At 74.3% G+C, this 24306-nt stretch carries 17 protein-coding genes and 1 riboswitch; of the genes, 12 read left to right on the forward strand and 5 right to left on the reverse strand.

The features are described 5' to 3' along the window. The first annotated feature begins 259 nt into the window (after positions 1-259). The gene (locus ACFVFS_RS07460; protein ID WP_380621167.1) at positions 260-1144 is read left to right on the forward strand and encodes a hypothetical protein; all 885 of its coding nucleotides are present in this window, start codon (positions 260-262) and stop codon (positions 1142-1144) included. Between the two features lie 15 nt (positions 1145-1159). Here ACFVFS_RS07460 and ACFVFS_RS07465 read toward each other — a convergent pair whose 3' ends face one another. Both ACFVFS_RS07465 and ACFVFS_RS07470 read right to left on the reverse strand, forming a co-directional pair. Then, complete coding sequence (locus ACFVFS_RS07465; RefSeq protein WP_380621169.1) at positions 1160-2011, reverse strand: class I SAM-dependent methyltransferase; 852 nt, start codon at positions 2009-2011, stop codon at positions 1160-1162. Between the two features lie 62 nt (positions 2012-2073). Next, the gene (locus tag ACFVFS_RS07470; protein ID WP_380621171.1) at positions 2074-3570 is read right to left on the reverse strand and encodes a bifunctional phosphatase PAP2/diacylglycerol kinase family protein; all 1497 of its coding nucleotides are present in this window, start codon (positions 3568-3570) and stop codon (positions 2074-2076) included. A 169-nt stretch (positions 3571-3739) separates the two neighbouring features. On the opposite strand from ACFVFS_RS07470, the gene ACFVFS_RS07475 reads away from it, so the two are divergent. Beyond that, on the forward strand, positions 3740-4414 hold the full coding sequence (locus ACFVFS_RS07475; protein WP_380621173.1) for a lysophospholipid acyltransferase family protein: 675 nt from the start codon (positions 3740-3742) through the stop codon (positions 4412-4414). On the opposite strand, the gene ACFVFS_RS07480 is transcribed toward ACFVFS_RS07475, so the two are convergent. Beyond that, positions 4347-5000 (reverse strand): hypothetical protein, encoded by a 654-nt coding sequence (locus ACFVFS_RS07480; protein ID WP_380621175.1) that lies wholly within the window; start codon positions 4998-5000, stop codon positions 4347-4349. The two genes, ACFVFS_RS07475 and ACFVFS_RS07480, sit on opposite strands and share 68 nt — an antisense overlap. A gap of 164 nt (positions 5001-5164) precedes the next feature. On the opposite strand from ACFVFS_RS07480, the gene ACFVFS_RS07485 reads away from it, so the two are divergent. After that, on the forward strand, positions 5165-5578 hold the full coding sequence (locus tag ACFVFS_RS07485; RefSeq protein ID WP_380621177.1) for a VOC family protein: 414 nt from the start codon (positions 5165-5167) through the stop codon (positions 5576-5578). 217 nt (positions 5579-5795) lie between these two features. Here ACFVFS_RS07485 and ACFVFS_RS07490 read toward each other — a convergent pair whose 3' ends face one another. Continuing rightward, entirely contained in the window at positions 5796-7397 is a 1602-nt protein-coding gene (locus tag ACFVFS_RS07490; RefSeq protein WP_380621179.1) for an ABC-F family ATP-binding cassette domain-containing protein, read from the reverse strand. Positions 7398-7589: 192 nt separating this feature from the next. On the opposite strand from ACFVFS_RS07490, the gene ACFVFS_RS07495 reads away from it, so the two are divergent. The 8 genes from ACFVFS_RS07495 to lepB all read left to right on the forward strand — a co-directional run bounded on the left by ACFVFS_RS07495 (position 7590) and on the right by lepB (position 21981). Further along, the gene (locus ACFVFS_RS07495) at positions 7590-8573 is read left to right on the forward strand and encodes a RimK family alpha-L-glutamate ligase (protein WP_380621181.1); all 984 of its coding nucleotides are present in this window, start codon (positions 7590-7592) and stop codon (positions 8571-8573) included. 114 nt (positions 8574-8687) lie between these two features. Beyond that, positions 8688-8870, forward strand: a riboswitch (M-box (ykoK) riboswitch). A gap of 368 nt (positions 8871-9238) precedes the next feature. Then, on the forward strand, positions 9239-10405 hold the full coding sequence (locus ACFVFS_RS07500) for a magnesium and cobalt transport protein CorA (RefSeq protein ID WP_380621183.1): 1167 nt from the start codon (positions 9239-9241) through the stop codon (positions 10403-10405). 874 nt (positions 10406-11279) lie between these two features. Then, positions 11280-13427 carry a hypothetical protein gene (locus ACFVFS_RS07505; RefSeq protein ID WP_380621185.1) on the forward strand — a complete coding sequence of 716 codons (2148 nt, stop codon included), beginning with the start codon at positions 11280-11282 and terminating at the stop codon, positions 13425-13427. An 85-nt stretch (positions 13428-13512) separates the two neighbouring features. Beyond that, positions 13513-15057, forward strand: coding sequence for an N-6 DNA methylase (locus ACFVFS_RS07510; RefSeq protein ID WP_380621187.1), 1545 nt, complete (start codon positions 13513-13515; stop codon positions 15055-15057). Then, positions 15050-16282: a restriction endonuclease subunit S gene (locus ACFVFS_RS07515; protein WP_380621189.1), complete on the forward strand. Its 1233-nt coding sequence runs from the start codon at positions 15050-15052 to the stop codon at positions 16280-16282. Before ACFVFS_RS07510 ends, ACFVFS_RS07515 begins: the two co-directional genes overlap by 8 nt. Continuing rightward, positions 16279-19386: a type I restriction endonuclease subunit R gene (locus ACFVFS_RS07520; protein WP_380621191.1), complete on the forward strand. Its 3108-nt coding sequence runs from the start codon at positions 16279-16281 to the stop codon at positions 19384-19386. Before ACFVFS_RS07515 ends, ACFVFS_RS07520 begins: the two co-directional genes overlap by 4 nt. Positions 19387-19653: 267 nt before the next feature. Continuing rightward, positions 19654-20724 (forward strand): helix-turn-helix transcriptional regulator, encoded by a 1071-nt coding sequence (locus ACFVFS_RS07525; RefSeq protein ID WP_380621193.1) that lies wholly within the window; start codon positions 19654-19656, stop codon positions 20722-20724. A 114-nt stretch (positions 20725-20838) separates the two neighbouring features. Then, on the forward strand, positions 20839-21981 hold the full coding sequence (gene lepB / locus ACFVFS_RS07530; RefSeq protein ID WP_380621195.1) for a signal peptidase I: 1143 nt from the start codon (positions 20839-20841) through the stop codon (positions 21979-21981). Between the two features lie 75 nt (positions 21982-22056). Here the strand turns inward: lepB and ACFVFS_RS07535 are convergent, their stop codons facing one another. Then, positions 22057-23535 (reverse strand): MFS transporter, encoded by a 1479-nt coding sequence (locus ACFVFS_RS07535; RefSeq protein ID WP_380621197.1) that lies wholly within the window; start codon positions 23533-23535, stop codon positions 22057-22059. Between the two features lie 71 nt (positions 23536-23606). On the opposite strand from ACFVFS_RS07535, the gene ACFVFS_RS07540 reads away from it, so the two are divergent. Further along, positions 23607-24263, forward strand: coding sequence for a TetR/AcrR family transcriptional regulator (locus ACFVFS_RS07540; RefSeq protein ID WP_380621199.1), 657 nt, complete (start codon positions 23607-23609; stop codon positions 24261-24263). The last annotated feature ends 43 nt before the right edge of the window (positions 24264-24306 follow it).

Raw genomic sequence — 24306 nt, forward strand, 5'->3', positions numbered from 1 at the left:
CCTTCGTGAACCAACGGTGCTTCGAACCCTAGATACCTGCACGGTGTCAGGGATAGGAATGTCACCCGAACGGATTGATGTGCGTGTCGCCTGGCGGACTTCGTCGTTTTGCACTCAGGGGGATCTCGGCCTGGCGAATAAATGATCATCAGAGCGGTTCGCGGAGCCGGAAAATCGGATTGCCTACCCGGGGGTGCGCTGTCACAGTGCTCCTGCGGTCGGGCCCCGGCCGTACCGGGGGACGGGAGGGCCTGGAACGGTGCCGCCATCACCTGCAGAACTGGCGGCGGCCTACGACCGGCCGCCGTACCGCACGCCCTCCCCGCCGCCACGGGAGCGGCACGAGGTGGTCCTGGACGTGCTGCTGCCCTGGCGGCTGGCCGGACGGGTCTACGGTCCGTACCGGATGATGCGGCTGACCGCCTCCGGGGTCACCGCCGTCGTCGGTGCCGAGTTCCTCGGCCCCGCCGTCCAGCCGATCGCGACCAGGGCCGCCGCGGAGACGCTCGACCCGGTCGTCGAACGCCTGCTGACGCTGCGGGCCCTCCTCGGCCTCGGCATCGTCCTGTACCTCGTCCGCGCGGTGACCGGGACCTGGACGACCGGCGACCTGCTCACCGAGCTGATCGGCGTGGACAGCGTCGTCATGCTGCTCACCGGCCCGATCGCGTTGGTGCTGGGCTGCGTGCCGCTGCTCCTGCTGGCCTATCCGGGCACCCGGCGGCGGGTGGGCCGGCTGATCGTCCGGCCGCTGCTGGTCGGGCTCTTCACCGCCGTCGTGTTCGTCGTCATGATGCGATCGGCCTTCTTCCCCCTGGCCGGCCTGCTGATGCTGTGGCTGGCACCGTTCAACCTCTGCGTGCTCTACCTCGTGCACCGCAACTCCTTCGCCGTGCGCGCCCACCCCCTGGTGAGGCCCCTGGTCGCGGTGCCCCTGGTCTGGCTGACCGCCCTCGGGCACGTCCTGTTCGTCGACACGAAGGGCGCCTCCACCCACGGCCCGGCGCTGGTGGCCCTGTTGGCGGGCCCGATCGGGGTCACCGTGACCGCGGTGGTCGAGATCGTGCTGCTGCGGCGCCGGCACCGGGTCGGATTCCGCGGACCCCTCGGGGAGGCCGGGGGCTCCGCGGGACTCCGGGCATGACCGTCGAGGGGGGCGTCAGCCCGCGCGGCCGGAGCCGGCCGCGCGGGCGAGCAGGACCGGCTGGAAGAAGCCGGTCGCGGATGGCGGCTGCCACTCCACCGCGGTGAAGCCGGCCTCGGCGGCGAACCCGCTGAGCTGATCCCGGGTGAGCGCCCAGTACGACGTGCGGTGCACGCGCACCGCTCCCCAGCCCTCGCGATCCGCGTCCTCGCCGCTCTCCCCGTCCTCCCCGCCGTCGCGATGCGCGAGCCGGAAGAGCTCCAGGTCGTACCGCTCACCGTCATCGTGCCAGTGCCACAGCTGGAAGGTGACGGTCCGTCGGCCATGCTCGTCCGTCGCCACCTGGGGTGCCGTTGACGTCGGCCGGTCGCGCCGCAGTTCGTCGTACGGGCGGACGGAGAGCAGCAGCAGGCCGCCGGGGCGCAGCACCCGGTGCAGTTCGGCGAACGCGGTGCGCACGTCCGCCGCGGCGAGCAGGTGCGGCAGCGCGTTGTCCGCGCAGACGACGGCGTCGAACCGCCCGTCGGCGCAGGGGAGTCGGCGCATGTCGGCGGCCGCGGTCGGCAGGTGCAGCCCGCGGGCCGCCGCCTCGCGCGCGGCCCGGGCGGCGGCGGCCGGGCTGAGGTCGGTGCCGGTGACCCGGTGGCCGTGCGCGGCGAGCCCGATCGCCTGGGTTCCGATGCCGCAGGCGCAGTCGAGGAGGTCGGCCGGTGCGTCGCCGAGCCGGGCGCGCAGGAGCGCGTCGAGGCTCGCGCCCTGCCGCTCCACGCTCGCCTCCCAGTCGGCGTAGACCCGGTGGTAGTCGGCGGCCAGGTGATCGTAGAAGCGGGCGACGGAACGGTCCGGCCCACCGGTAGGCGCGTCCATGCGGTCACGCTAGCGGAGCCCCGGCCGACCCGTCCCCGGAGATTTCGCGGGCTACGGGGCGCTCAGGCCGCCGCGGGCCGGTAGACGGTCAGCGCCCGGGGGGCCTTGGCCAGCCGGAGCGCGCCGGCGGCGGGCAGGGACTCGCCGTCGACGGCGAGCCGGTCGGCGTCGCCCAGGGCGTCCAGGTCGAGGGCTCGGAGCCGGGCGGCGTGGTAGACCCGGGAGCGGGCGAGCGTGCCGGAGAGGAACGCGGCCGCGAGCCGGGTCCGGGCCAGCGGCCGTCCGCCGTCGACCACCCGGACGTCCAGCAGGCCGTCGGCGAGCCCGCTCCGGTGGGTCGGGGCGAAACCGGGCGGATCGTAGGCGCCGTTGCCCGCGAACAGCAGCCAGAGCCGGCGTTCGCGCCCGCCCGCCCGGACGGTGACCGGCTCGGCGGTGGTCAGCACCCGCGCGGTCGCCACCGCGAGGGCCGGCCACTTGCCCAGCCGACCCTCGAACTCCTCGCGCAGCCGGACCAGTTCGGGATAGACGCCCAGGCTGAAGGTGTTGAGGAAGTGCCGGCGCTCGGTGTCGTCGGCGGCCAGGCCGAGGTCCACCCCGCACGCCTCGCCGGCGGTCACGGCCGCCGCCGTCGCCTCGATGCCGTGGATGCCGAGGTCCAGCGCGAAGTGGTTGAGGGTGCCGCCGGGGAAGACCGCGAGCGGCAGGTTGCGTTCCACGGCCAGTCCGGCGGCCAGGTTGACGCTGCCGTCGCCGCCGCAGACCCCGAGCGCCCCGCCGGCCGCCGCGGCCCGGTCGGCGGCCTCGGCGAGCAGCGCGGGCAGGTCGTCCTCGGGCCCGGAGAGCCGGACGTCGGCCCGGGGCAGCAGGGCGCGCAGCGCGGCGACCGTCTCCTCGGGGCCGTCGGCGGACAACGAGCCGCTGCCGGAACCGGAGTTGACCACCACCCACAGGCCAGCCCCCTCGGGGAGCGCCGGGGCCGGACGGCGCGGCGGCCCGGCGGCCGGCCGCAGATGGGAGGCCCGGGGCCACCACCGGAGCGTGAGCACCGCGAGTGCGGAGCCCAGGGCGAACCCCGCCAGCACATCGCCCGGGTGGTGCGCGCCGGTGTACACCCGGGAGGCGCCGACGGCCAGGGCGACCGGTGCGAGCAGCGCGGCCGCCGCCGGGGACTCGATCGCGACGGCCGTGGCGAACGCGGCGGCCGAGGCGGAGTGGCCGGAGGGGAACGAGGTGGTGACCGGCTGGCGGAGCAGCCGCCGGGCCACCGGAACGGGGTGCAGCGGGGGCCGCGGGCGACGGGTCAGCTGTTTGGCCGCGATGTTGGCGGCGGTGGAGGCGAGCAGCAGCGAACTCACCCCGCGCAGTGCCGCCCGCCGTTCGGCCCGCCCGCCGACCGCCCCGAGCACGGCGGCCGTGCCGAACCAGAGCATCCCGTGGTCCGCGGCCCGGCTCAGCCGACGCAGCCAGGGACCGGCCAGCGACCCCGCTCCGAAGGGGCGGTGGGCCGCGGCGACCCGGTGGAACAGGGCCCGGTCGATGACGTCCAGTCGCCTCATTCGTTCGAGCCTAGACCCGATCGGCCGCCCGCGCGCGGTGAGCGGCCGGGCCTCGCCCGGGGCGGTACCCGGCCCCGCTGAGTACGGGTACTCAGGCGTGGCCCGCCGGTTCTGCGCAGACTGGTCGGCAGGACCCGCACCGCCGTCACCGAGGACCCACGCCACCGCCATGCTGAGCCGCGCCTCCACCCTCCTGCTGCCCGCCTTCGGCCGTCTGCACATCACGGCCGACCCCGCCGACGCCGATGGGCCCGCTCCGGGCAGCATCGTGGCGGCCAACCACACCTCGCTCGCCGACCCCGCCGTCGTCCTCGCCGCCCTGCACCGGCTCGGCGCGCGGCCGGTCGTCCTGGCCACGGCCGGGCTCTGGCGGGTCCCGCTGCTCGGACCGGCGCTGCGCCGGGAGGGGCACATCCCGGTCCACCGGGGCACCGCGCGGGCGGCGGAGTCGCTCGACGCGGCGGCCGAGGCCCTGGCCGCCGGGCGGGTCGTGCTGATCTACGGCGAGGGCGGACTGCCGCGCCGCCGGGACTCCGGGGAACTGCCGCCCGGCCCGTTCCGCAGCGGCCTGGCCCGCCTGGCGCAGGCCACCGGCGCGCCGGTCGTCCCGCTCGGCCAGGCCGGATCCCGCCGACTGACCTCGGGCGGCCCGCTCAAGCAGTTCGCCGGCCTGGTCACCGCCCCGGTCCGCCGTCCCACCCTGCACGTCCACCTCGGCGCCCCGCTGCACCTGCCGGCCGACACCGCCGCGGCCACCGCCGAGGCCCACCGCGCCGTCACCGCCGCCTGGACGGTCGCCGCCCGCCGGGCCGGGAGGGCTGGAGCGGAGCCCGGGCCGGCGTGATCCGGCCCGTCGGCGCCCTGCCGGCGTCGAGGCCCCGGTAGCGACGGTCGGGTGATGCCGGGGAGGTGGTCGCCCGCGGCGGCCGCACCGGCGAGGCGCCGGGGCGGTGCCGTGCTGCTCGACAGCCCGAGGAGCCCCAGAAGACGACCTCGTCCGGCTGGTCGTCGGCGTGGAGCACCGTGCGGCGGCCCGTCCAGCGGCCGGGGGACAGCGTCTCGTGCGCGTCGGCCTCCACGGTCCGCGACCAGCCGGCGAGGGCGGACCGCTGCGAGCCGAAGAGCGCCAGAACCTCGTGGTCCGCCAGGGGGTGGAGCCGGTGGAAGAAGGTCCCGCCGTGAAGATCGGCGGCCGGCGCGGCCGGATCCCCGGCCTCGTGGATGTCGAGGACGGAGTGGGTGCCGCCCTCCAGAGCCTCCTCGTCCTCCAGGAGTGCCATCAGCTCCGCGACCGTCGCGGGCGGTGCCTCGCCCTCCAGGGGGTGGTACTGGTAGTCGCCGGCGGTGAGCACCTCCAGCTTCGGCGCGTCGAGCGAGGCGGCGAGGCCGCCGAGCCGGCGCCTACGGTAGCTCCACCCGGTCGCGCCCACAGTCGTCCGCTCCTTCGTCCACCCCGGATCCGGTCCGCATCAACCCCACGCTGTCGACCGCTTCTGACACACCGTCCGCGGAGTACCGGTCGGGGAGGGCCCGGCCGCCCCGCGCGGGGCCGGTGTCCGGGGCCGGTGTCGGTGGGGTGGTCTACGGTCGCGGCATGGATCACGAACACGACGCGACGGCAGGGCTGTTCACGACGATCGGCCGCACGGTGGTGCTTGTGGAGGACGCCGACGCGGCGCTCGCCTTCTACCGGGACGGCCTCGGCTTCACCGTGCTCTTCGACGGGGACCTCGACGGGTACCGGCTGCTGCACGTGGGGCCGGCGGGCGGGGCGGGGGCTGGGCTGTGGCTGATGCCGGCGGAGTCCGCGGACGCGCGGGCGGCGGTGGGGTGCCAGACGGGCGGCATGCCGCTGCTGGTGCTCCACACGGACGACCTCGACCGGGTGGCGGACCGGCTGGCGCAGCTCGGCGTGGCCACCCGGCCCGGCGTGCCGGACGGCGGGCCGGGCCGCTCGCTGCACTTCCGGGACCTCTACGGGAACGAACTGATCGCCGCCCAGCTGTAGGCGCGCCGGGGCCGGAGGACGTCGCGGGCGCCGCCCGGGTGGTGCCGGTCCTCACGGCGGAGGCCCACTGGGAGCGGGCGCGCGAGCTGCGTGCCCTGATCCGGGCGGAGGGGCCGTCCGTGGCCCGCTCCGCCCGGTTCCTCATCGAGGCCCGCGTGCCCTGACGACACCCGGGGACCCTGACCCGGGGACCCTGACACCCCAGGGGGCGGGCGCGTCAGCCGGCGGCGACCAGGTCGAGGTAGTCCTCGCTCCACAGGTCCTCGTCCCCGCCGGGCAGCAGCAGGACCCGGTCCGGCCGCAGCGCCTCGACCGCCCCCGGGTCGTGGGTGACCAGCACGATCGCGCCCGGATAGCCGCCCACCGCCGCCAGCACCTCGGCCCGCGAGGCCGGGTCGAGGTTGTTGGTCGGCTCGTCGAGCAGCAGCACATTGGCACCCGAGTGGACCAGCCCGGCCAGGGCCAGCCTGGTCTTCTCGCCGCCGGACAGCACCCCGGCGGGCTTGTCGGCGTCGTCGCCGCGGAACAGGAACGCGCCGAGCACGTGCCGGACGTCGCCGTCGCCGAGCCCCGGCGCGGCCGCGGCGAGGTTCTCCCGGACGGTGCGGTCCGGATCCAGGGTGTCGTGCTCCTGGGCGAAGTAGCCGAGCCGCAGTCCCGGCCCGGGAACGACGCGCCCGCCGTCCGCGGCCTCCCGGCCGGCCAGGATCCGCAGCAGCGTGGTCTTGCCCGCCCCGTTGGGGCCGAGCACGACGAGCCGACTGCCCCGGTCGACGGCCAGGTCGAGCCCGTCGAGCACGGCGCGCCCGCCGTAGGACTTGGCGAGGCCGACCGCGCCGAGCGGCATCCGGCCGCAGGGCGCCGGCTCGGGCAGCCGGATGCGGGCGGTGCGCTCGGCCTGGCGGACGGGTTCGAGCGCCGCGATCATCCGGTCGGCCCGGCGGGCCATCGACCGGGCGGAGACGGCGGTCGCCACGTTGGCCCGCATCCGGTCGGCCTGGGCGTGCAGGGCGGCGGCCTTGCGCTCGGCGTTGGCCCGCTCGCGGGCGCGGCGGCGCTCGTCGGCCGCGCGCTGCGCCAGGTACGCGGCCCAGCCGGTGTTGTGGACGTCGACCGTGGCGCGTTGCGGATCCAGGTGGAAGACCCGGTTGACGGTGTCGGCGAGCAGCGGCACGTCGTGGCTGATGAGCACCAGCCCGCCCGGGTAGCCGGCCAGGTGGCCGCGCAGCCACTGGACGGCGTCCGCGTCGAGGTGGTTGGTGGGCTCGTCGAGCAGCAGGGTGCCGTGGTCGGCGAAGAGGATCCGGGCCAGCTCGACCCGGCGCCGCTGGCCGCCGGAGAGTGCGCCGAGCGGGCTGTCCAGCACCCGCTCGGGCAGGCCGAGGCCGGCCGCGACCCGGGCGGCCTCGGCCTCCGCCGGGTAGCCGCCACGGGCCTGGAACTCGGCCTCGGCCCGGCTGTAGGCGGCCATGGCGCGGCGCTGGGCGCGCTCGTCACCGGCGGTGGCCATGGCGTTCTCGGCCGCGCGCAGGTTCCGGACGGCGGCGTCCAGGCCGCGCGCCGCCAGGATCCGCCCGGTGACGGTCACGGCCGGGTCGGCGGCGCGGGAGTCCTGCGCGAGGTAGCCGACCGGGCCGGTGCGGGTGACGGTTCCGGCGGCGGGGCGCAGCCGCCCGGCGAGGGTGGCGAGCAGGGTGGTCTTGCCGGCGCCGTTGCGGCCCACGAGGCCGATGCGGTCGCCGGGGGCGATGTGGAGGGTGACGTCGGACAGCAGCAGGCGGGCGGCGACGCGCACGTCGACACCACGGGTGGTGATCAAGGGAATGACGCTCCGTAACAGCGAACGGACACACGGGTGGCGTGGTGGCGGGTCCGTCAGCTAGGAGATGCGGGGCGTCGACATGGCGCCGAGGTTAACCCGCGATGCCCGGCGGGCGCACACGAATTTCTCCCGGGACGGAATTCCGGGAAGCCCTTGTCCGGGCATGTCCGTGACATGTTCCATGGGCCCATGGGGCGTAGCGAGCTCGTTCTGATGACCGATCACGGCTCGACCGAGGGCAGCCGGGAAGCGCTGGCCACCGCCGTCCGGCGGCTCACCGGGCGGGCGCCGGTGCTGCTCGACGCGCGGCACTTCATGAGCGGCGGCCCGGCCGGTCCGCCCGGCGCCGGCCGGGTGTGCGGCACCGGCGACGGGGTCGTCCTGGAGGTCCCCGCCGAGGGTCTCGCGGTGCCCGCCCGGACGGTGATCCTGTACGAGATACCGCCGCACCGGCGCCTGGAGCTCGCCGACTGCCAGCGGGCCCTGCGCGAGCACGGCGTCCGCTCCCTCGGCACCGCCGTCGACGGCTGGCGCGCGGCCAGCGACAAGCGGCTGACCGTCGAGGCCCTCGCCCGCCACGGCGTCCGCCAGATGCCCACCGTCACGCTCTCCCGGCCCACCGCCGCCGAGGCCGCCGAGGTGTTCGACCGGCTCGGCGGCGACGTGTGGGCCCGCCCGGCGGTCGGCATGAGCGGGCAGGACGTCTTCCACGTCACCACCCGCGCCCGGCTCGCCGAGGCGGCCGAGTGCTACGCGCGGGCCGGCGCCGACTGGCTGCTCGCCCGGGACGCCCGCAACTTCACCGCGGACGGCCGCGGCCGCCACCAGTACCGGGTGACCGTGCTCGGCGGGCGGGCGCTGCGCGCCGTCGAGCACGTGCAGGACGACCCGGACGAGCCGTGCAACCTCGCCCGGGGCGCCGTCTCCACCCCGCTGTCGCCGACCGAGCTGCCCGCCGGGCTGGCGGAGCTGGCGGTGGCGGCCACCGGGGCCGTCGGGCTGCCCTTCGCCGCCGTCGACCTCGCGGCGGAGAGCGGCGGCGTGGTCTTCGAGGTCAACGTCCACCCGGCGTTCGGCTCGCCCGGTGCGGTGGAGGCGGTCGCCGTGCCGTACGTGGCGGCCCACCTGGATCCCGAGGGGCAATCGTCCTTCCAGGTCGCGAATATGACGTAGCGTCACGAGATCGCGCGCCGGGCGCGCGTCACCGGCGCACGCTCCTGAGGCGCTCACTACCGAACCCCCGGTCGAAGGAACCCTCCGGCGGGTACTAGACTCGGGGAGGTTGTGAAGGCACCTCGTTCGGTGAGGCGTCGCCATGGACACAGGCCACTGACCCCACGACGTCGAGAGACGCCCAGGGTCAGGACAGGTCTCCCCGGCCTAAGGGGTGACCCCAAGTGGCTGCACCCCGGGATCCCGGGGCGCTACGCCGTGGCGTGCCAAAGCTCTGACGAGATTCAGGGGTGCCCACCCGTCGTCGCGGCGCCCGTGCGCGCCCGCCCGGCGGTGTGGAGCCTCCTGGCGGCCCGGTTACGGCGACCCCGCGCGGGCGCCCCGACGGCGAGGAGGTGAGAGCAGTGGAGTGCAGTAGTAGTCCGGGTCGAAGTCGGCCCCGCCCCAGGATGTCGTCCCCCACTCTTCCTGGCACCCGGCACCCCTCCTCCCGTACCGCTCCCGGCCCCCGCCGCCGCACCGCCCGCCGCTGACTCCGGCGCGGCCGCGCGCGGCCCGGGCGCCGTGCGTGGTGGAGGACGGCCGGGCGCCTCCCGCCCGCCCCGCACCCGCGACCTGTCCTGTTCCCGGGTGCGGCGGCCACCGAACCGCGGAGGTACCCCGTCATGTCCGACTGGCGTGTACGCGCTGTGCGTGCGAGCAAGCGTCCCTTCACCCGTCCCGTCACCCCGGCCGGCGCCGCCGTCCAGCCGGCCCCCGAGCACTCGATGGACCCGCGCCCGGACCAGCCGGCCGAGCCGGTGAGCCTGGAGCGCTCCGTCGTCGACGCGGCCGTCTACCGCGACGGCCACCGCGTGCAGTCGGCCGCCAACCTGGCCGACGTCTACCGCGAACTGCCGGGCAAGCCCGGCACCATGGCCTGGATCGGGCTCTACCGCCCCGCCGAGTCCCAGCTGCTGGAGGCCGCCGAGCGGTTCAACCTGCACGAGCTGGCCGTCGAGGACGCCATCGTCGCCCACCAGCGCCCCAAGCTGGAGCGCTACGGCGACACCCTGTTCGTGGTGCTGCGCGCCGCCCGCTACCTGGACGACGTGGAGGAGGTCGACTTCGGCGAGATCCACCTCTTCGTCGGCCCCGACTTCGTCCTCACCGTCCGCCACTCCCAGGCCCCCGACCTCTCCGCCGTCCGCCGCCGCCTGGAGACCGACCCGGAACTGCTGGCGCTCGGCCCCGAGGCCGTGCTCTACGCGGTCCTCGACGCCGTCGTCGACGGCTACGCCCCGGTCATCGCCGGCCTCCAGCACGACATCGACGAGATCGAGACCGAGGTGTTCGGCGGCGACCCGCAGGTGTCCCGGCGCATCTACGAACTCTCCCGCGAGGTCATCGAGTTCCAGCGCGCCACCCGGCCGCTGCTGGAGATCATGCGGAGCCTGGAGGCCGGTTTCGGCAAGTACGGCACCGACGAGGAGCTCCAGCGCTACCTGCGCGACGTCGCCGACCACGCCACCTACGCCGCCGAGCGGGTCGACGGCTTCCGCCAGATGCTGCAGAACATCCTCACCGTCAACGCCACCCTGGTCTCGCAGCGCCAGAACGAGGAGATGAAGCAGCTCGCCGAGGCCGGCCACGCCCAGAACGACGAGATCAAGAAGATCTCCTCCTGGGCCGCCATCCTCTTCGCCCCGACCCTGATCGGCACCGTCTACGGCATGAACTTCGACACCATGCCGGAACTCCACTGGGCCTTCGGCTACCCCTTCGCGATCGCCCTGATGGCCCTGGTCTGCACCAGCCTCTACCTGATCTTCAAGCGCCGCGACTGGCTGTAGCCGGTGAACGGGAGGGCCCGGGGCCGGGAAGGAATCCGGACCTGCGGACCCCGTGGACCCCGTGGACCCCGAGCCACGGTGCGCCGGCGCACCGCTCCGCCCGACCGGGGGTGTGCCCGGTCGGGCGGAGCGGTGTCCGGGCGGCGGGCGGACCCGGGCGTCCACTCGGTCACAGTCTGTGCCGGGTCCACCAGACGACGGCGGCGACCACCGCACCACCCGCCGCCGTCGCGATTCCCCGGACCAACTCGTCGCCGACCATGCGGACGACCCGCCGCCACCCGCGGGGAAGGGGCTCATGGACAGTCGGGCCCGCGGCGTCGTGATGCGGTTCGGGCGGGGCTGCGGCCCGACTCGACGCGGCTTTCTCGAAGGACGTACCCTCCGGGACGGAACTGATGGCTTTCTCCGTTCGACATGGCGTGCTGGAAAGCTGTCGGATCTTGTGATGAGCGGCCCCTCGTTGGCGCGGGGGGCCGTCGTCGTTCCACCTCCGGGCCTGCGGCACCGGGCGGAGTCGTGCGGGCGTGAACCCAGGTGCGGACGGGCGGACGCCGTCCGTCCGCGGCGGGCCACCGGGAACGCGTTCGGTCAGCCCGCGCCCACGTGCGTGGGCCGTTCGTCGGCGAGGGCGTGAACAGTGGTGCCAGGGGCCATGCGTACCTCCGGGGAACGGGCCGTGTGATCACCGGCCTCGGGACCGCCGCCGCGGCGGTCCGGGTGATGGACATCGAGACTGACAGGCCTTGCCCAACCGGTGATCTGACATCCTGATAGCACCCGCTATCAACTCACCGGAGACCTCCCCGAGCGGGGTGATCGATAGAGTGCCGGCGCGGCACACCGCCGTGGGCGGCCGAGGAGGGGAGCCACAGTGGCCGGTGACCGGGGACCTCGTGGTTCCGAGCCGTCCGGGGCGTCGCCCTGGCGGATCTCGCCGACGGAGATCGCGACGCTCGCGCAGGTCGAGCGAGCCGTACCCGCCAACTGGCGGCGGCGGCACGACGATTTTCCCGCCCCGGTCGAGCATGTGGGCGGGCGTACCTACTTCGACGGCCGCGCGGTGGTCGACTGGCTCCTGACGACGGGCCGCGGCAACGCCGATGAGAACGACCTGGGCACGGAACTCGCCCTGCACACCCTGACCTCCTGGACCGCGCGCCTGCCGGCACGGGACCTGCTGGACGTGCTCACCGCGCTCCTGTGCGTCCGTCACGGCAAGGGCGGTCCGCTGGTCCTGGGCGGAACCAGCTGGGAGGAGGTCGTCGAGAGCGGCAGGGCGCTGGACGCGGACGACACCTGCCTCATGCGCGAGTTGGCGGCCGCCGGCCCGTGGGGCCTGTCGCTGGCCCGGCTCACCGACGAGCTCGCGGAGGCCGCCGCCAACATGCGCCGGCGCGGTGATCACCTGGCGGCGGCGCACCGTGCACCCGTGGCGGACGCCTTCGAATGGCTGCTCGGGGCACGCCGCCGATTCGGGCTCCACGAGCTGACGGCCGATACCCTCCACGGCGGGATGGCCGAGTGCATGGCGCGGGTCACGGGGATCGACGGTATGGCCGACCCGGTGGTCGCCAACCCGGACGCCCGCAGTGGCGACCTCCTGGTGGCCCTGCACGCTGCTGCCGGACGGGACAGCGGATGGCGGTTCCTCGCATCCGACCCGGACCCCGCGCTGGCCCGGCTCGTCCGGCGCCGGATGCTTGTCCGGGGTGTGACGGGGGCGGCCCTCGACGTCCAGGAGGGCGAGGGTGTCGCCGACGGCCGCGACGGCCCCCATGTGGTCGTCTCCGTAATTCCCTACCGGGGCGGCGAGAAACGGCGACCCGAAGAGGCACTGGAACGGGTCGAGGCGCTGACCGACCTTCTCGCCGACGGCTGCGTGGCCGTCGTCCTGGGTCCCGCCGATGCCTTGACGGAGCAGCTGAGCCCGCACGGCGAAGCGGACCGATTCCGCCGGACCTTCCTGACGGACGGACTCCTCAAGGCCGCCGTCGCACTCCCCGGCGGGGCCTTGCCCTATCGGCCGGGGTACCGCACCGCGCTGTGGGTACTGGCGCGCACACCCGAACGGGAGAGGCGGGGCCGGGTCCTGCTGGCGGACCTCTCGGGTGCGGACGCGTCGGGGCGGACGCTCGCCGGGCTCGCGGCGGACATCAGGGGGTGGAGCGCCGCCGGCTGGGACAACGACCGTCCGCTCGCGCTCCAGCACGGCGTGGTCGTCGCCGTCGAGGAACTGAACGGCCGCGCCGGGGCGGCGCTCTCACCCGGGCGGCGGCCCTCCGGCGCGGCCGTCGACCGGCCGGCGCGCATCGCCGACCTGGAGCTGCGGCTGAAGGACCTGGGCGAGCGAACCGCGCGGGACGCGGCCTCGCACGGGGACCTGCGGGTCCATGCCGCGCTCCGGCCGGACAGCAGGGGCCCGGTGCCCATGACCACCATCGCGAGGCTGCGGAGTGAACGCCGGCTGCGGACTCTCCCGGGCCACCGGATCGCCACCGGGGACCTGGCGGGAGCCGGAGACCACGTCGTCCTCACACCTGCGGAGGTCCTCGGGACGACGGCGGTCGGAACACACCGCATCGACCGTGCCCTGTTGATGACCGCCTACGGCCACGCCGCTTTCACCGAGCCGGGTGACCTGGTGGTCACGACCCAGCCCCGGTTCGGGGTGTACCTCGACGAGGACGGATTCTCCGTCGTCGCCCATCCCGCCCGGGTGCTCCGGCTGCGGAGGGGGAGCGGAGCGCGGGCGCGCCCGCGGGTCCTCGCCGCCCTCCTCGGTCTGGCCGCAGCGGACCACGGCCGTGGGCGGGGCTCGGTGCACACCGCGCGTACGCTCGAAAGGCTGGAGATCCCCGATGTCGGCACGGAGGAGGCCGAACGCCTGGAGGCCCTTCTCGACGAGATCGAGCGGCGGTCCTCGATCCTGCACCGGCAGGCCGAGGCCCTCCACGATCTGGGGCGCCTGGCCGCCGCCGGGACCGCCGACGGAACCCTGGCCCTGTACACCGACCGGTGACCGACCGACCCGCCCACGAGGGAGCTGAACCACCGCCATGCCGCCGCGCAGAAAGCAGGCCGACGCACGGATCGAGCCGTCCGGCATGCCAGCCTCCGAGGAGGCCCGGAGACTCCTCTGGACGGCCGCCGACAAGCTGCGCGGTTCCATGGCGGTCGCGCGGTACAAGGAGTACCTCCTCGGTCTGGTCTTCCTGAAGTACCTCTCCGACGCCTTCGACGAGCGCCGTCGGGAGATCGTCGAGGAGCTCGCGGAGGAGGGGCTGGACGCCGATCAGCGGGCGGGATTCCTGGAGGACAAGGACGAGTACATCGGGTATCACACCTGCTGGGTCCCGGAGACCGCCCGTTGGAGCGCCATCGCCGCCCGGACCGGGAGCGAGGAGATCGGCCAGTTCCTCGACGACGCGGTTGGCGCCGTCATGCGCGAGAACCCCTCGCTCGCCGGTGTGCTGCCGAGGATCTACGGCCAGGAGGACGTCGGCTGGCGCCGGATCGCCGAGCTGGTCGCCCTGATCGGCGACGAACGGTTCACCGGCCGCGGCGCGAAGCCGGCGCGCGAGGCCATGGGCGAGGTCTACGCCGGACTCCTCGACGGGTTCTCCGCAGCGGAAGGGCCACGAGGCGGTGACTTCCACACACCGGCGAGCGTGGGCGAGCTCCTGGTCGGGATGCTGGAGCCGGACCAGGGCCTGATCTACGATCCGGCCTGCGGTGCGGGAGGCTTGCTGGTCCGAGCCGCCGGGTTCGCCACCGGTGGCCGTGCGGCCGGACACACCGGCCTGCAGGTCCGTGGCCAGGACCGGGGCGAGCTCGCCTGGAGGCTGGCGACGATGAATCTCGCCATTCACGGTACCGATGGTGACTTGGCCCCGGCGGACAGCCTCGGTGATGACCGGTTCCCCGGGTTGAAGGCCGACTTCATCCTGTCCAGGCCTCCCTTCAACCTCAAGAACTGGGCACCGGACGCCTCAGACCCGCGCTGGCGGTTCGGTGTGCCCCCGCAGTCAAATGCGAACTTCGCCTGGCTGCAGCACATCGTCGCCAAGCTCGGGGACCGGGCCACCGCAGGAGTGGTGCTGGCCGGCACCTCCGTCATCGGCGGTCAGGGCGGCGAGAGCGGGATCCGCAGGGCGCTGATCGAGAGCGACCTGGTGGCCTGTCTGGTGGCACTGCCGCCGAACCTCTTCCGCAGCACCTCGATCCCGACGTTCCTGTGGATCCTCGACACGGACAAGTCCCCGCGGGGAACGGGGGCCCTGGAGGACCGGCGCGGCCAGATCCTGTTCGTCGACGCCGCGGGAATGGGCACCGGGGCCGGCCGAGGAGGGCGGGTCCTCACCGACGACGACATCGCGGAGGTCGTCGGCACCTACCGTGCGTGGCGCGGCAGGGCCTCGGCCGGTGACCGGCGGTACGCGGACGTTCCGGGGTTCTGCGGGTCGGCCGGTCTGGCAGCGGTCCGGGACGCCGACCACGTGCTCCTGCCGGCCCGGTACATCGCCGAGGCGGGAGTGGAGTCGACCGCGGACCGGATCGGGCGTCTGACCGAGGAGCTCTACGCACTCTTCGACAGGGCGGACGAGCTGACCGGGGCGGTGCGGGCACAGCTGCGGAGGATCGATGGCTGACTGGCCGTTCGTCGAGTACCAGTCGCTCGCCTCGCCGGAGGACCGTGCGGCGTTCGCGATGGGCCCGTTCGGGCCGAGGATCACCAAGGATGACTTCGTCCGCGAAGGCGTTCCCGTCATCCGCGGGGTAAACCTGGTGACCGGTGTCCTCGGCGGAGAGTTCGCCTACGTCAGCGAGGAGAAGGCGGACGAGGTCCGGTCGGCCAACGCCGGTCCGGGAGACATCGTCCTCACGCATCGCGGTGCGGTCGGCCGGGTGTCCGTGATTCCGCACGGGCGCGGATTCAGCCGGTACGTCATCGACTCGGCGCAGTTGAGGTGCCGGCTGGACCGGACGAGGGCGGTGCCGGAGTTCTACCACTACTGGTTCCGGTCCGAGGCGGGCCGGCGGTCGATCCTGGCTCAGGCCTCCGCCCCGGGCAGGCCCGGCATGGCCGCCCCGCTGACCTCGATCCGCACCCTCCGGGTCCCGTGTCCGCCGCTGGCCGAGCAGCAGGCCGTGGCCGACGTTCTCGGCGCCTTGGACGACAAGATCGCCGGGAACGACGATCTGGTGGCGGCGCTCCACGAACTGGGGCTGGCGCACTTCGACCGGGCCGTCGAATCGGACGGCTCGGTCCGGGTCGCGGTCGGATCCGTTGTGCGCGAGCCGTTCCGGGGCACGGCGTCCGGGGAACTCGACGTCCCGGGCGGTGTCCGGGTGATCGACCGGGACTGCATCCGCGACGGCCAGGTGTCCGTCGAGTCCGCGCGCCGGGTGCCCGCGCAGGAGGCGGACAGCACGAGGATGCTGCGGCGCCACGATGTCCTGGTCGCCCCGGCCCACGGCGGTGGACCGGGGCGGGGCGCCCGCTGGACCTCGGACGCGGCCGCGGTGGCCGACGCCCGGCTGCTGGCCGTCCGCTTCGCGCCGGAGCTGGTCGACCCCGTGTGCGCGGGCCTGGCGGTGCTGCGGGCGCAGCCCCGGATCGACGCCGCGGCCGAAGGGGCCTCCAGGCAGGCGGGGCTGCGTGAGACCCACCTCGCGCGCCTGGAGCTCGTCCTGCCCGGGCCCGCTCGCCGTCCCGCCCTCCGGGCTGCCCTCGATGCGCTGGAGAACCGGGCTGACGAGGCGCGCAGGGAGTCCGACACCCTGGCGGAGCTCCGGGACAGCCTCATTCCACACCTCATGACGGGCTGGGTGCGTGTCAGGGACCTCGAAGCAGCCGTGGAGGGCGCTACGTGACCGGTCCGCTCACCGAGGCCGAGTGGGTCCGGCTCGGCTGGGAGGTGGTCGAAGGAAGCCGCCTCGCCCCCGGATCCGGCCATCGCCGTTCCTGGGACGACCTCGTCCTCCACGACCGGCTGCGCGACGCCGTCGTCCGCCTCAACCCCGGCCTGCCGGCAACCGCGGTGAGCGAAGCGCTGTCCGCCGCGGCCGATCCCGTCTCCCACGACCTGTACGCCGAGAACCGGCGCGGGCACGGCCAGCTGACCCGCGGGGTCCCGGTGGTCCATGTGGACGAGTTCGGTGCCCGGCACACCCTCCTGGTCCGCCTGGTCGATCCGGCGGACGCGGACGCGAACCGGTACGTCGTCGCGACGGGCGTCGTCCTCGCCGGCGCCGACGGCCGGCGCTGCCGCCTGGACGCCGTCCTGTACGTCAACGGTCTGCCGGTGGCCGTCATCGAGGTCAAGGAGTCCCGGAAAGCGGGGATGTTGCAGGGGGCGCACCGCCAGGTCCGGTGTTACACCGAGGCGTTTCCCGGAGCCTTCCGCCACACGGCCGTGACCCTGCTCGCCTCTGCGGCGGACGCCCTCTACGGGATGCCCCTGACCCCCTTCGAGCACTACGCGCCCTGGAACGTCGACGAGGCGGGCCGGTCGGTCCGGCAGGACGGAACAGACCGGCCCGCCGGGGAACGGGTTCTCCTGGCCGTTCGCGGCCTGTTCGACCGCACGCGGCTGCTGAGGCTGGTCGAGGGGTTCGTCGGGTTTTCGGCGGAGGCCACGTACATCGCGCGCCCGCACCAGTACTTCGCGGCCACGAAGGCCGCGCGCAGGGTGGTCGAGGCCTTCCGCACCGACGGACGGGCGGGTGTCGTCCACCACGCGGCCGGTGCCGGCGGATCCTGGACGATGGCTCTGACCTGCGGCCTCGTCTTCCGGGAGCCGGTGCTGAACCGGCCGACCGTTGTCGTCGTCACGGACCGGGCCGATCGCGCGCGCCAACTGTTCGAGACCTTCCGGGAGCGGGGGACCGTGCCGGAGCCCCTGCACCACGCGTTCTCCCGGGAGGATCTGCGTGAGCTGTTGGCGGGCGGGCAGTCCGGTGTCGTCTTCACCACCCTGCAGAAGTTCGGCCCCACTCCCGGTGAGCAGAAGTCCGGCGGGGGCCACCCGATGCTGTCCGATCGGCGGAACGTCGTCGTCATCGTCGACGAAGCGCACCGCTGGACGCGCTCCTCGCACCTCCACCGGGCGCTGCCGAACGCGACCCTGCTCGCCTTCACCTCCGCGCCGCCCTCCGCGGACGACCGGGCGATCCGCCGGCTGTACGGTGCCGGGATCGACGTCTACGACTTCGAACGCGCCACCGCGGACGGCATGACGCTTCCCGTCTTCTACGAGAACCGGACCGTCGAACTCGATCACGACTCGTCGTCCGACCTTCCGGAGATCGACGAGGAGTCCGATCGGCTTCCCCGGCCGGGCGGCCGCCGGCTGCAACGGACGGTCGCCACGCTGAACTCCGCGCACGGATCCCCAGCCCGGGTCCGCACGCTGGCGGCCGATCTGGCGGCGCACTGGGAGCAGCGCCGTGCTCACATGGCACCCTTCATCGGCGCGCCCGGCAAAGCACTGATCGTCTGCGCCAGCCGGGAGTTGTGCGTCCGGGTCTTCGACGCCCTCAGGGAGGAGCGACCCGACTGGGCCCACCCGGCGGTCGACCGCGGCAGGATGAAGGTCGTCGTCTCCGACTCCGGCACGGATCCGGACGGACTGCGCGCACACGCCCTGACACCATCCGAACGCTCGATCGTCGAGATGCGGGCTCGGACGGCGGACGACGACCTCGAACTGCTCATCGTCCACAGCATGCTGCTCTCCGGTTTCGACGCGCCTCCGGTGCACACCATGTATCTGGACCGTCCGCTCAGAGGCACGCTGCTGATGCAGGCCCTGGCCCGGGTCAACCGGCCGTTCCGCGGGAAGCCGGCCGGCCTCCTGGTGGGCTACGTGCCGCTCGCCGACGGCATCCGCCGGACGCTTGCCGAGTTCTCGCCCGGCGGCCGGATCACGGGAACCGATGACCCGAAGATCTTCGCCGTACTGGACGAACTGCGCGCGGAGTACGACACCGTGTGCGAGCTGCTCTCGGGCGTCGACTGGCGGACCATGCTCGCCGCACCGGGCCCCGACGCGTACCGCGGCGCGGTGTGGCGGACCCTGGACCACCTGCGGGCCCCCCGCACGCCGGGGAACGGGGGCGCCGCCGAGCCGAGGCTGCTCGGGCGGCGCTTTCTCGAACACACCCACCGTTTGCAGTGGTTGTACGCGATGGCGTTCGCCGGTGACGGGGTCTCGGAACGGTTCCCGGAGTTCCCGGACTGGCGCTCCGACATCGCGTTCCTGACGGAGGTCCGGGCCGGGATGGCCGAGCTCGAACCGGAGGACCCGCGGTCGGCTCCTCCGGTCGGCTTCGGTGAGCTGGAGGAACGGCTCGCGCAGCTTGCCTCACCCGGCGGTGCGGGAGCGGGTGAACCGGCGGCCGCGGAAGCCGGCGCCGGGGCCGCGATCGCCGGACTCCGGGCGTCCGACACCCCGCACCTGGTCGCGGACACCCTGCGGAGGGTGGCGGAGCGCTCCGTGCGCGAGGTCACCGAGCACAACACCGTCCGGCGCGCGGCACTGTCCGCGCGGCTGCGGGATCTGACGGCCGGCTACGAGCGGCGGGAGATCACCAGCGACGAGGTCATCGCCGAACTGACCGACCTGGCACGGGAGGCCGCCGGGGACGGGGCCCGGCGCGATCACTTCAGTCCGCCGCTGAGCGAGGACGAGCTCGCGTTCTTCGACGCGCTCGCGGGCCACGGCCCGGCCCGCGTCGAGTTGGGCGACGAGGCCCTCGCCCGGATCGCCCGCGAGATGGTGGTCACTGTGCGGCAGCGGCTGACGATCGACTGGCTCTCCCACGAACCCGCCCGCGCGCGGCTGCGCAGCACCGTCAGGCGGCTGCTGGCCAGGCACGGATACCCTCCCGCCGGGGTCCCGGAGGCGGTCGCGCTCGTCATCGGGCAACTGGAGTACTTCGCCCGGGAGTGGGAGGCGAAGCGAACGGAGGCGTGAGGTCCGGCCGGCCACCGTTCCGCTGGGGGATCGGAGGTGACGTCCAGTCAAGAAAATCGGGGTGAGGCCGACTTGGGTCGGGCGGATGCCGCCCGTGTCAAGGCCCGCGGCGGCACTGTCGCGGCTGGTTCGGACGTTCACGAGGATGAGGGGGCGGCTTCGGGGGCCCGACCGGAGACGGAGGGCGGATCCGCCTGTCGGTGCATGGGCCGACGGTCGGTCTGCCTGCTAACTTCCCGGACCATGGGATCACGTGGAGCACGTGGGGTGGCGGCGCAGCAGGCGATGGAGGGGCTCCGGGAACTCGCCGGGGCGGGGCTGACGGCCGAGAAGGTGTTCCGCAGAGCCGACGAACTGCTCCGCACGCTCCTGGAGTACGACGCGGTCTGCTGGCACTCGGCGGACCCGGCGACCGGGTTGGTGACCTCGGTGCTGAGCGACGACCTCAGCCTGACGGGGTTCGAGACCGCCGTGCGCCTGGAGGTGTGGGCGGACGACGTGGCGACCTTCCCCGCGATCCGCCGCAGCGGCGTCCGCGCGGAGACGCTCAGCCGGGTGACCGGGGGCCGGCTGACGGACAGTGTGCGGTTCCGCGAGATGATCGGGCCGGCCGGGTTCGGCGACGAACTGCGGGCGGTGTTCGACGCGCACGGCGGGATGTGGGGCTGCGCGGCGTTCATGCGGGCGGCCGACCGGGGGCCGTTCCTGGCCCAGCAACGGGAGCTCGCGGACCTGGCCGCGCGCCACCTGGGCAACGCGTTACGGGCCTGCCACGTGCCGCCGGCCGGCGCGAACGGCCGCCGGGCGGCGGAGCCGCAGGACGAGGGCCCGGCCGTGGTGGTGCTCGGCCCGGCGAACCGGCCGCTCGCGCTCTCCGGCCCGGCGGAGGAACTGCTCGGCCGGCTGGCGGACCCCAGCCGGACCCCGCTCGGTGTGCCGACGGCGTTCGCGGTGGCCGCCGAACAGGCCCGCCGGGCGGCGCGCGGCCTGGCCGTGTCGCAGGCGAAGATCCGGGTGCAGGACGGCGAGGGCCGCTGGTACGTGCTGCACGGCTCGACCCTGAAGGGCGGCAGCGAGGGCGATGTGACGGTGGTCGCGGCCCCGGCCACGCCCGCCGACGCGATGCCGCTCTACCTCTCCGCGTACGGGCTGACGGCGCGGGAGCAGGAGGTGGCGCTGCTACTGGTGCGCGGGTGCGACACCCGGGACGTGTCGAGGCTGCTGGCGATGAAGCCGTACACCGTGCAGGACCACCTGAAGTCGGTGTTCGCCAAGGCGGGGGTGGCCAGCCGCCGCGAGCTGGTCGCGCGGATCATGCTCGGTGGTGGGACGGCGTAGGAGTGGAGGGGGCGCGGGTGTACGTTCTGACGGGTCGGCGGGAACTACCGTTCGTTAGCTGACTACGGGGGGTCCCGCGGCGGGGCCCGCCGGGCCGTCCGGAGGGGGCCAGGGATGAGCATCGAGGAGAGCGCGGGTTCGGCGGGCAGCGGTGAGGCCGGTGCGGGCACCGCTCCGGCGGACGGTCCGGGAGCGCCGGGCGGTGCGGCGGGCGGTGCGCCGGCCGGCGCCACCGGCCCGGTCGGCCTCGCGGCGCCGGAGGCTCCCGGGGCGGGCGGCAAGGGCGCGGGCGGCCAGGGTGTGGGCGGCCAGGGTGCGGGTGACGAAGGCACGGGCGGCGCGGGCGGGGCCGACGGTGGCGATGAGGCCGACGGCGGTGGTGAGGACGGTGGCGGCCGGAAGGCGGCGAAGGCGAAGAAGAAACGGCCGCTCTGGCAGGAGCTGCCGCTCCTCATCGTCATCGCCCTGCTGCTCTCGCTGGGCATCAAGACCTTCTTCGTCCAGGCGTTCTCCATCCCCTCCGGGTCGATGCAGCACACGCTGGAGAAGAACGACCGCGTCCTCGTCGACAAGTTCACGCCGTGGTTCGGCGCCGAGCCGGAGCGCGGCGAGGTGGTCGTGTTCAAGGACCCGGGCGGCTGGCTGGACGAGATGCCGAGGGAGAAGGGCAACGCCCTCGTCGAGGGCCTCCGCACGGTGCTCGGCACCGTGGGCCTGCTGCCGTCCGACAGTGAGAAGGACCTGATCAAGCGGGTGATCGCGGTCGGCGGCGACACGGTCGAGTGTCGGCAGGGCAGCCCGCTCAAGGTCAACGGGGTGGCGCTGGACGAGCCGTACCTGTTCCCGGGTTCGACGCCGTGCGACGACGCGCCGGTGGGTGAGGTGACCGTCCCCAAGGACCACCTGTGGGTGATGGGCGACCACCGCAACGACTCGCGCGACTCGCGCTTCCACGTCAACGAGCCGGGCGCCGGCTTCGTCCCGGTGAAGAACGTGATCGGCCGGGCGTTCGTGATCGCCTGGCCGCTGTCGCGCTGGGACACCCTGCCGGTGCCGGACACCTTCGAGCAGAAGGGCCTCGCGTCCGGCGGAGCGCTCCAGGGCGGCGACCGTTCGGTCGAACCCGCCGGTCCGGCCGCGCCGGAGGCCGCCGCGGTGGCCGCGGCCGTGCCGTTCGTGCTCTGGCGGCGGCGCCGGACCGAGCGGACCGCGCGTTCCGAGCGGGCGCAGCGCTCCGAGCACGCAGAGCAGGCCTAGCCGGGGCTCCGGCGCGTGGACGGCGGTGCCCCGTCGGGCGTGCGGCGACGCGGTCCGGCGGGGCACTGCCGGAGGTCAGCCCTGCCGTGCCGCCTCGGGGCGCAGCCTGCGGGCGATCAGCATGCCCGCGACGGCGAGCAGGCCGGTGAGGGCGAACACGGCCAGGAGCGCGGTGCGGGTGGACCCGCCGTGGTTCTGGGCGAACGCGATGGCCGCGCCGCCGAGTCCGGCGATCACGCCGGTCGCCAGGGTCTGGGCGAGCTGCAGCGCGCCGCTGGCCTCACCCTGCTGCTCCGGCGGGGCCTGCTCCAGGGTGTCGGTGGTGGAGGCGTTGAAGCCGATGCCCATGCCGAGGCCGCCGACGGCCCAGCCGGCCAGGGCGATCCAGGAGGGGAGTGCGCTGGTCAGGATCGTCAGCGAGATGAGTGCGACGCCCGCCAGCAGGACGGCGAAGCCCAGCACGGTGGACGCCGTGCGGCTGCCGTTCCTCCCGTTGTCCCGCTTGGCCTGCAGGCCTGAGCCGACGACCCAGGTGAGGGCGCCGGCGGACAGGCCCAGGCCGGCCGAGGTGGTGTCCATGCCGCGCAGCTGCTGAAGCCCGAGGGGCAGGAAGGCCTCGCTGCCGAAGTAGACGCCGCACAGCAGGCCGCGGACGACGACACCCGCACCGAGGCCGGGCCGGGCGCCGAGGGTGCCGTCCGGGGTGACCCGGCGCAGCGCGGGCACCGCGACGGCGACACCGGCCGCGGACAGCGCTATCAGCAGGACGGGGTTCTTCAGCAGCAGCGCCTGGAGCAGGACGCCGGTGCCCGCGGTGAGCAGGACCGCGCCGGCCAGCGGGCGCTTCCACCACGGAACGGCCGGGGCCGGGGCGGTGGCGGCTGCTTCCGCGCGGTGCAGGCGGCGCAGGCCTGGCAGGGTGAGCAGTGCGGCCACCGCGGCGATCGGCAGCATGAGCAGGAAGACCGAGCGCCACGAGACGTGGTCGGCGAGGACGCCGGTGATGGCGGGGCCGATGAGGGAGGGGATCGTCCAGGCCGAGGACAGCAGGGCGTACATCCGGGCCCGCAGGTGCTCGGGGTAGGCGAGTCCGATCATGGCGAAGGCCATGGCCATGACCGCTCCCACGCCCAGGCCCTGTCCGAAGCGACCCGCCAGGAACAGGGGCCAGGAGGGTGCGGCGCCGGCGACCGCGCAGCCCGCCGCGAAGACGATCATGCCCAGCGCCATCGGGCGCCACGGCCCCCGGCGGTCGGCGGCACGTCCGGCGAGCACGGTGCCGATGATGTTGGCGAGCATCAGCGCGGACAGGCCCCATCCGTAGGCGCCCAGGCCGTCGAGGCTCTCCGCGATACCGGGCAGTACGGTCGCCACTCCGAGGGACTCGAACGCGACCATGCCCACCGAGAGCAGGACGCCGAGGGTGAGTGCGCGGTACGCGCCGCCGAAGACGCTCTCCCCGACGGCCCTGTTCCTGGCGGGAGGGGAGAGCGGGGCTTCTCCGGGGGCGGGCGCGGCGCCGCTGTCCGCCTCGTCGGCGGAGGTGTGGGACATGGGGGACTCCCTTGCAGTGTTTCGTTCCGTTCCGAATCGAAACGTAATTGAATGCTACCTATACTTGCCGCATGGTCAACACCAGGAGCGACGGAGGAAGGGCGGCGGCCCGTAGAGCCGCCGGCAGGCCGCGGGACACCCGGATCGACGAGGCCGTGCCCGAGGCGGTGATGGAGATCCTCGACGAGGTCGGTTACGGCAGCCTCACGCTGGAGGCGGTGGCCGCCCGCGCCGGTACGAGCAAGCCCGCGCTGCGCCGCCGCTGGCGCTCACGCCAGCACCTGGTCGTGTCCGCGCTGGCCCGGGCCGTCGGCACCGCCCCGACCCCCGACACCGGCTGCACGCACTGCGACCTCGTCGCCGGTATCGGCACCCTCGGTGAGGCGTTCACCAGCACCGTGGGCCGAAGCGTGCTGCCGGGGCTCGTCGCGGACCTCGCCCACGATCCCCAACTGGAGAAGGAGTTCAAGGACGCCTTCTTCCACCCGCGCCGCGCGACCACGGCGGAAGCGCTGCGCCGCGGCATCGACCGGGGCGACATCCGACCCGGTGCGGACATCGACCTCCTGTTGGACATGCTGGCGTCGACCACGTACTACCGCGTGCTCTTCGGGCACCTGCCGATCACACCGGAACTGGCCGAGGACGTCGTGTCGGTGGTCATGGCGGGCATCGCCACCGAACGGTGGCGCGGCGAGCACGGCCGCTCCCACCACGGGTCGGGGTGACGTCGGGATCCAGGCCACCGGGACGGAATTGGACCTGTTCCGC

This window comes from Kitasatospora sp. NPDC057692 (assembly GCF_042799475.1).
In the GTDB taxonomy this organism is placed as follows: Bacteria; Actinomycetota; Actinomycetes; order Streptomycetales; family Streptomycetaceae; genus Kitasatospora.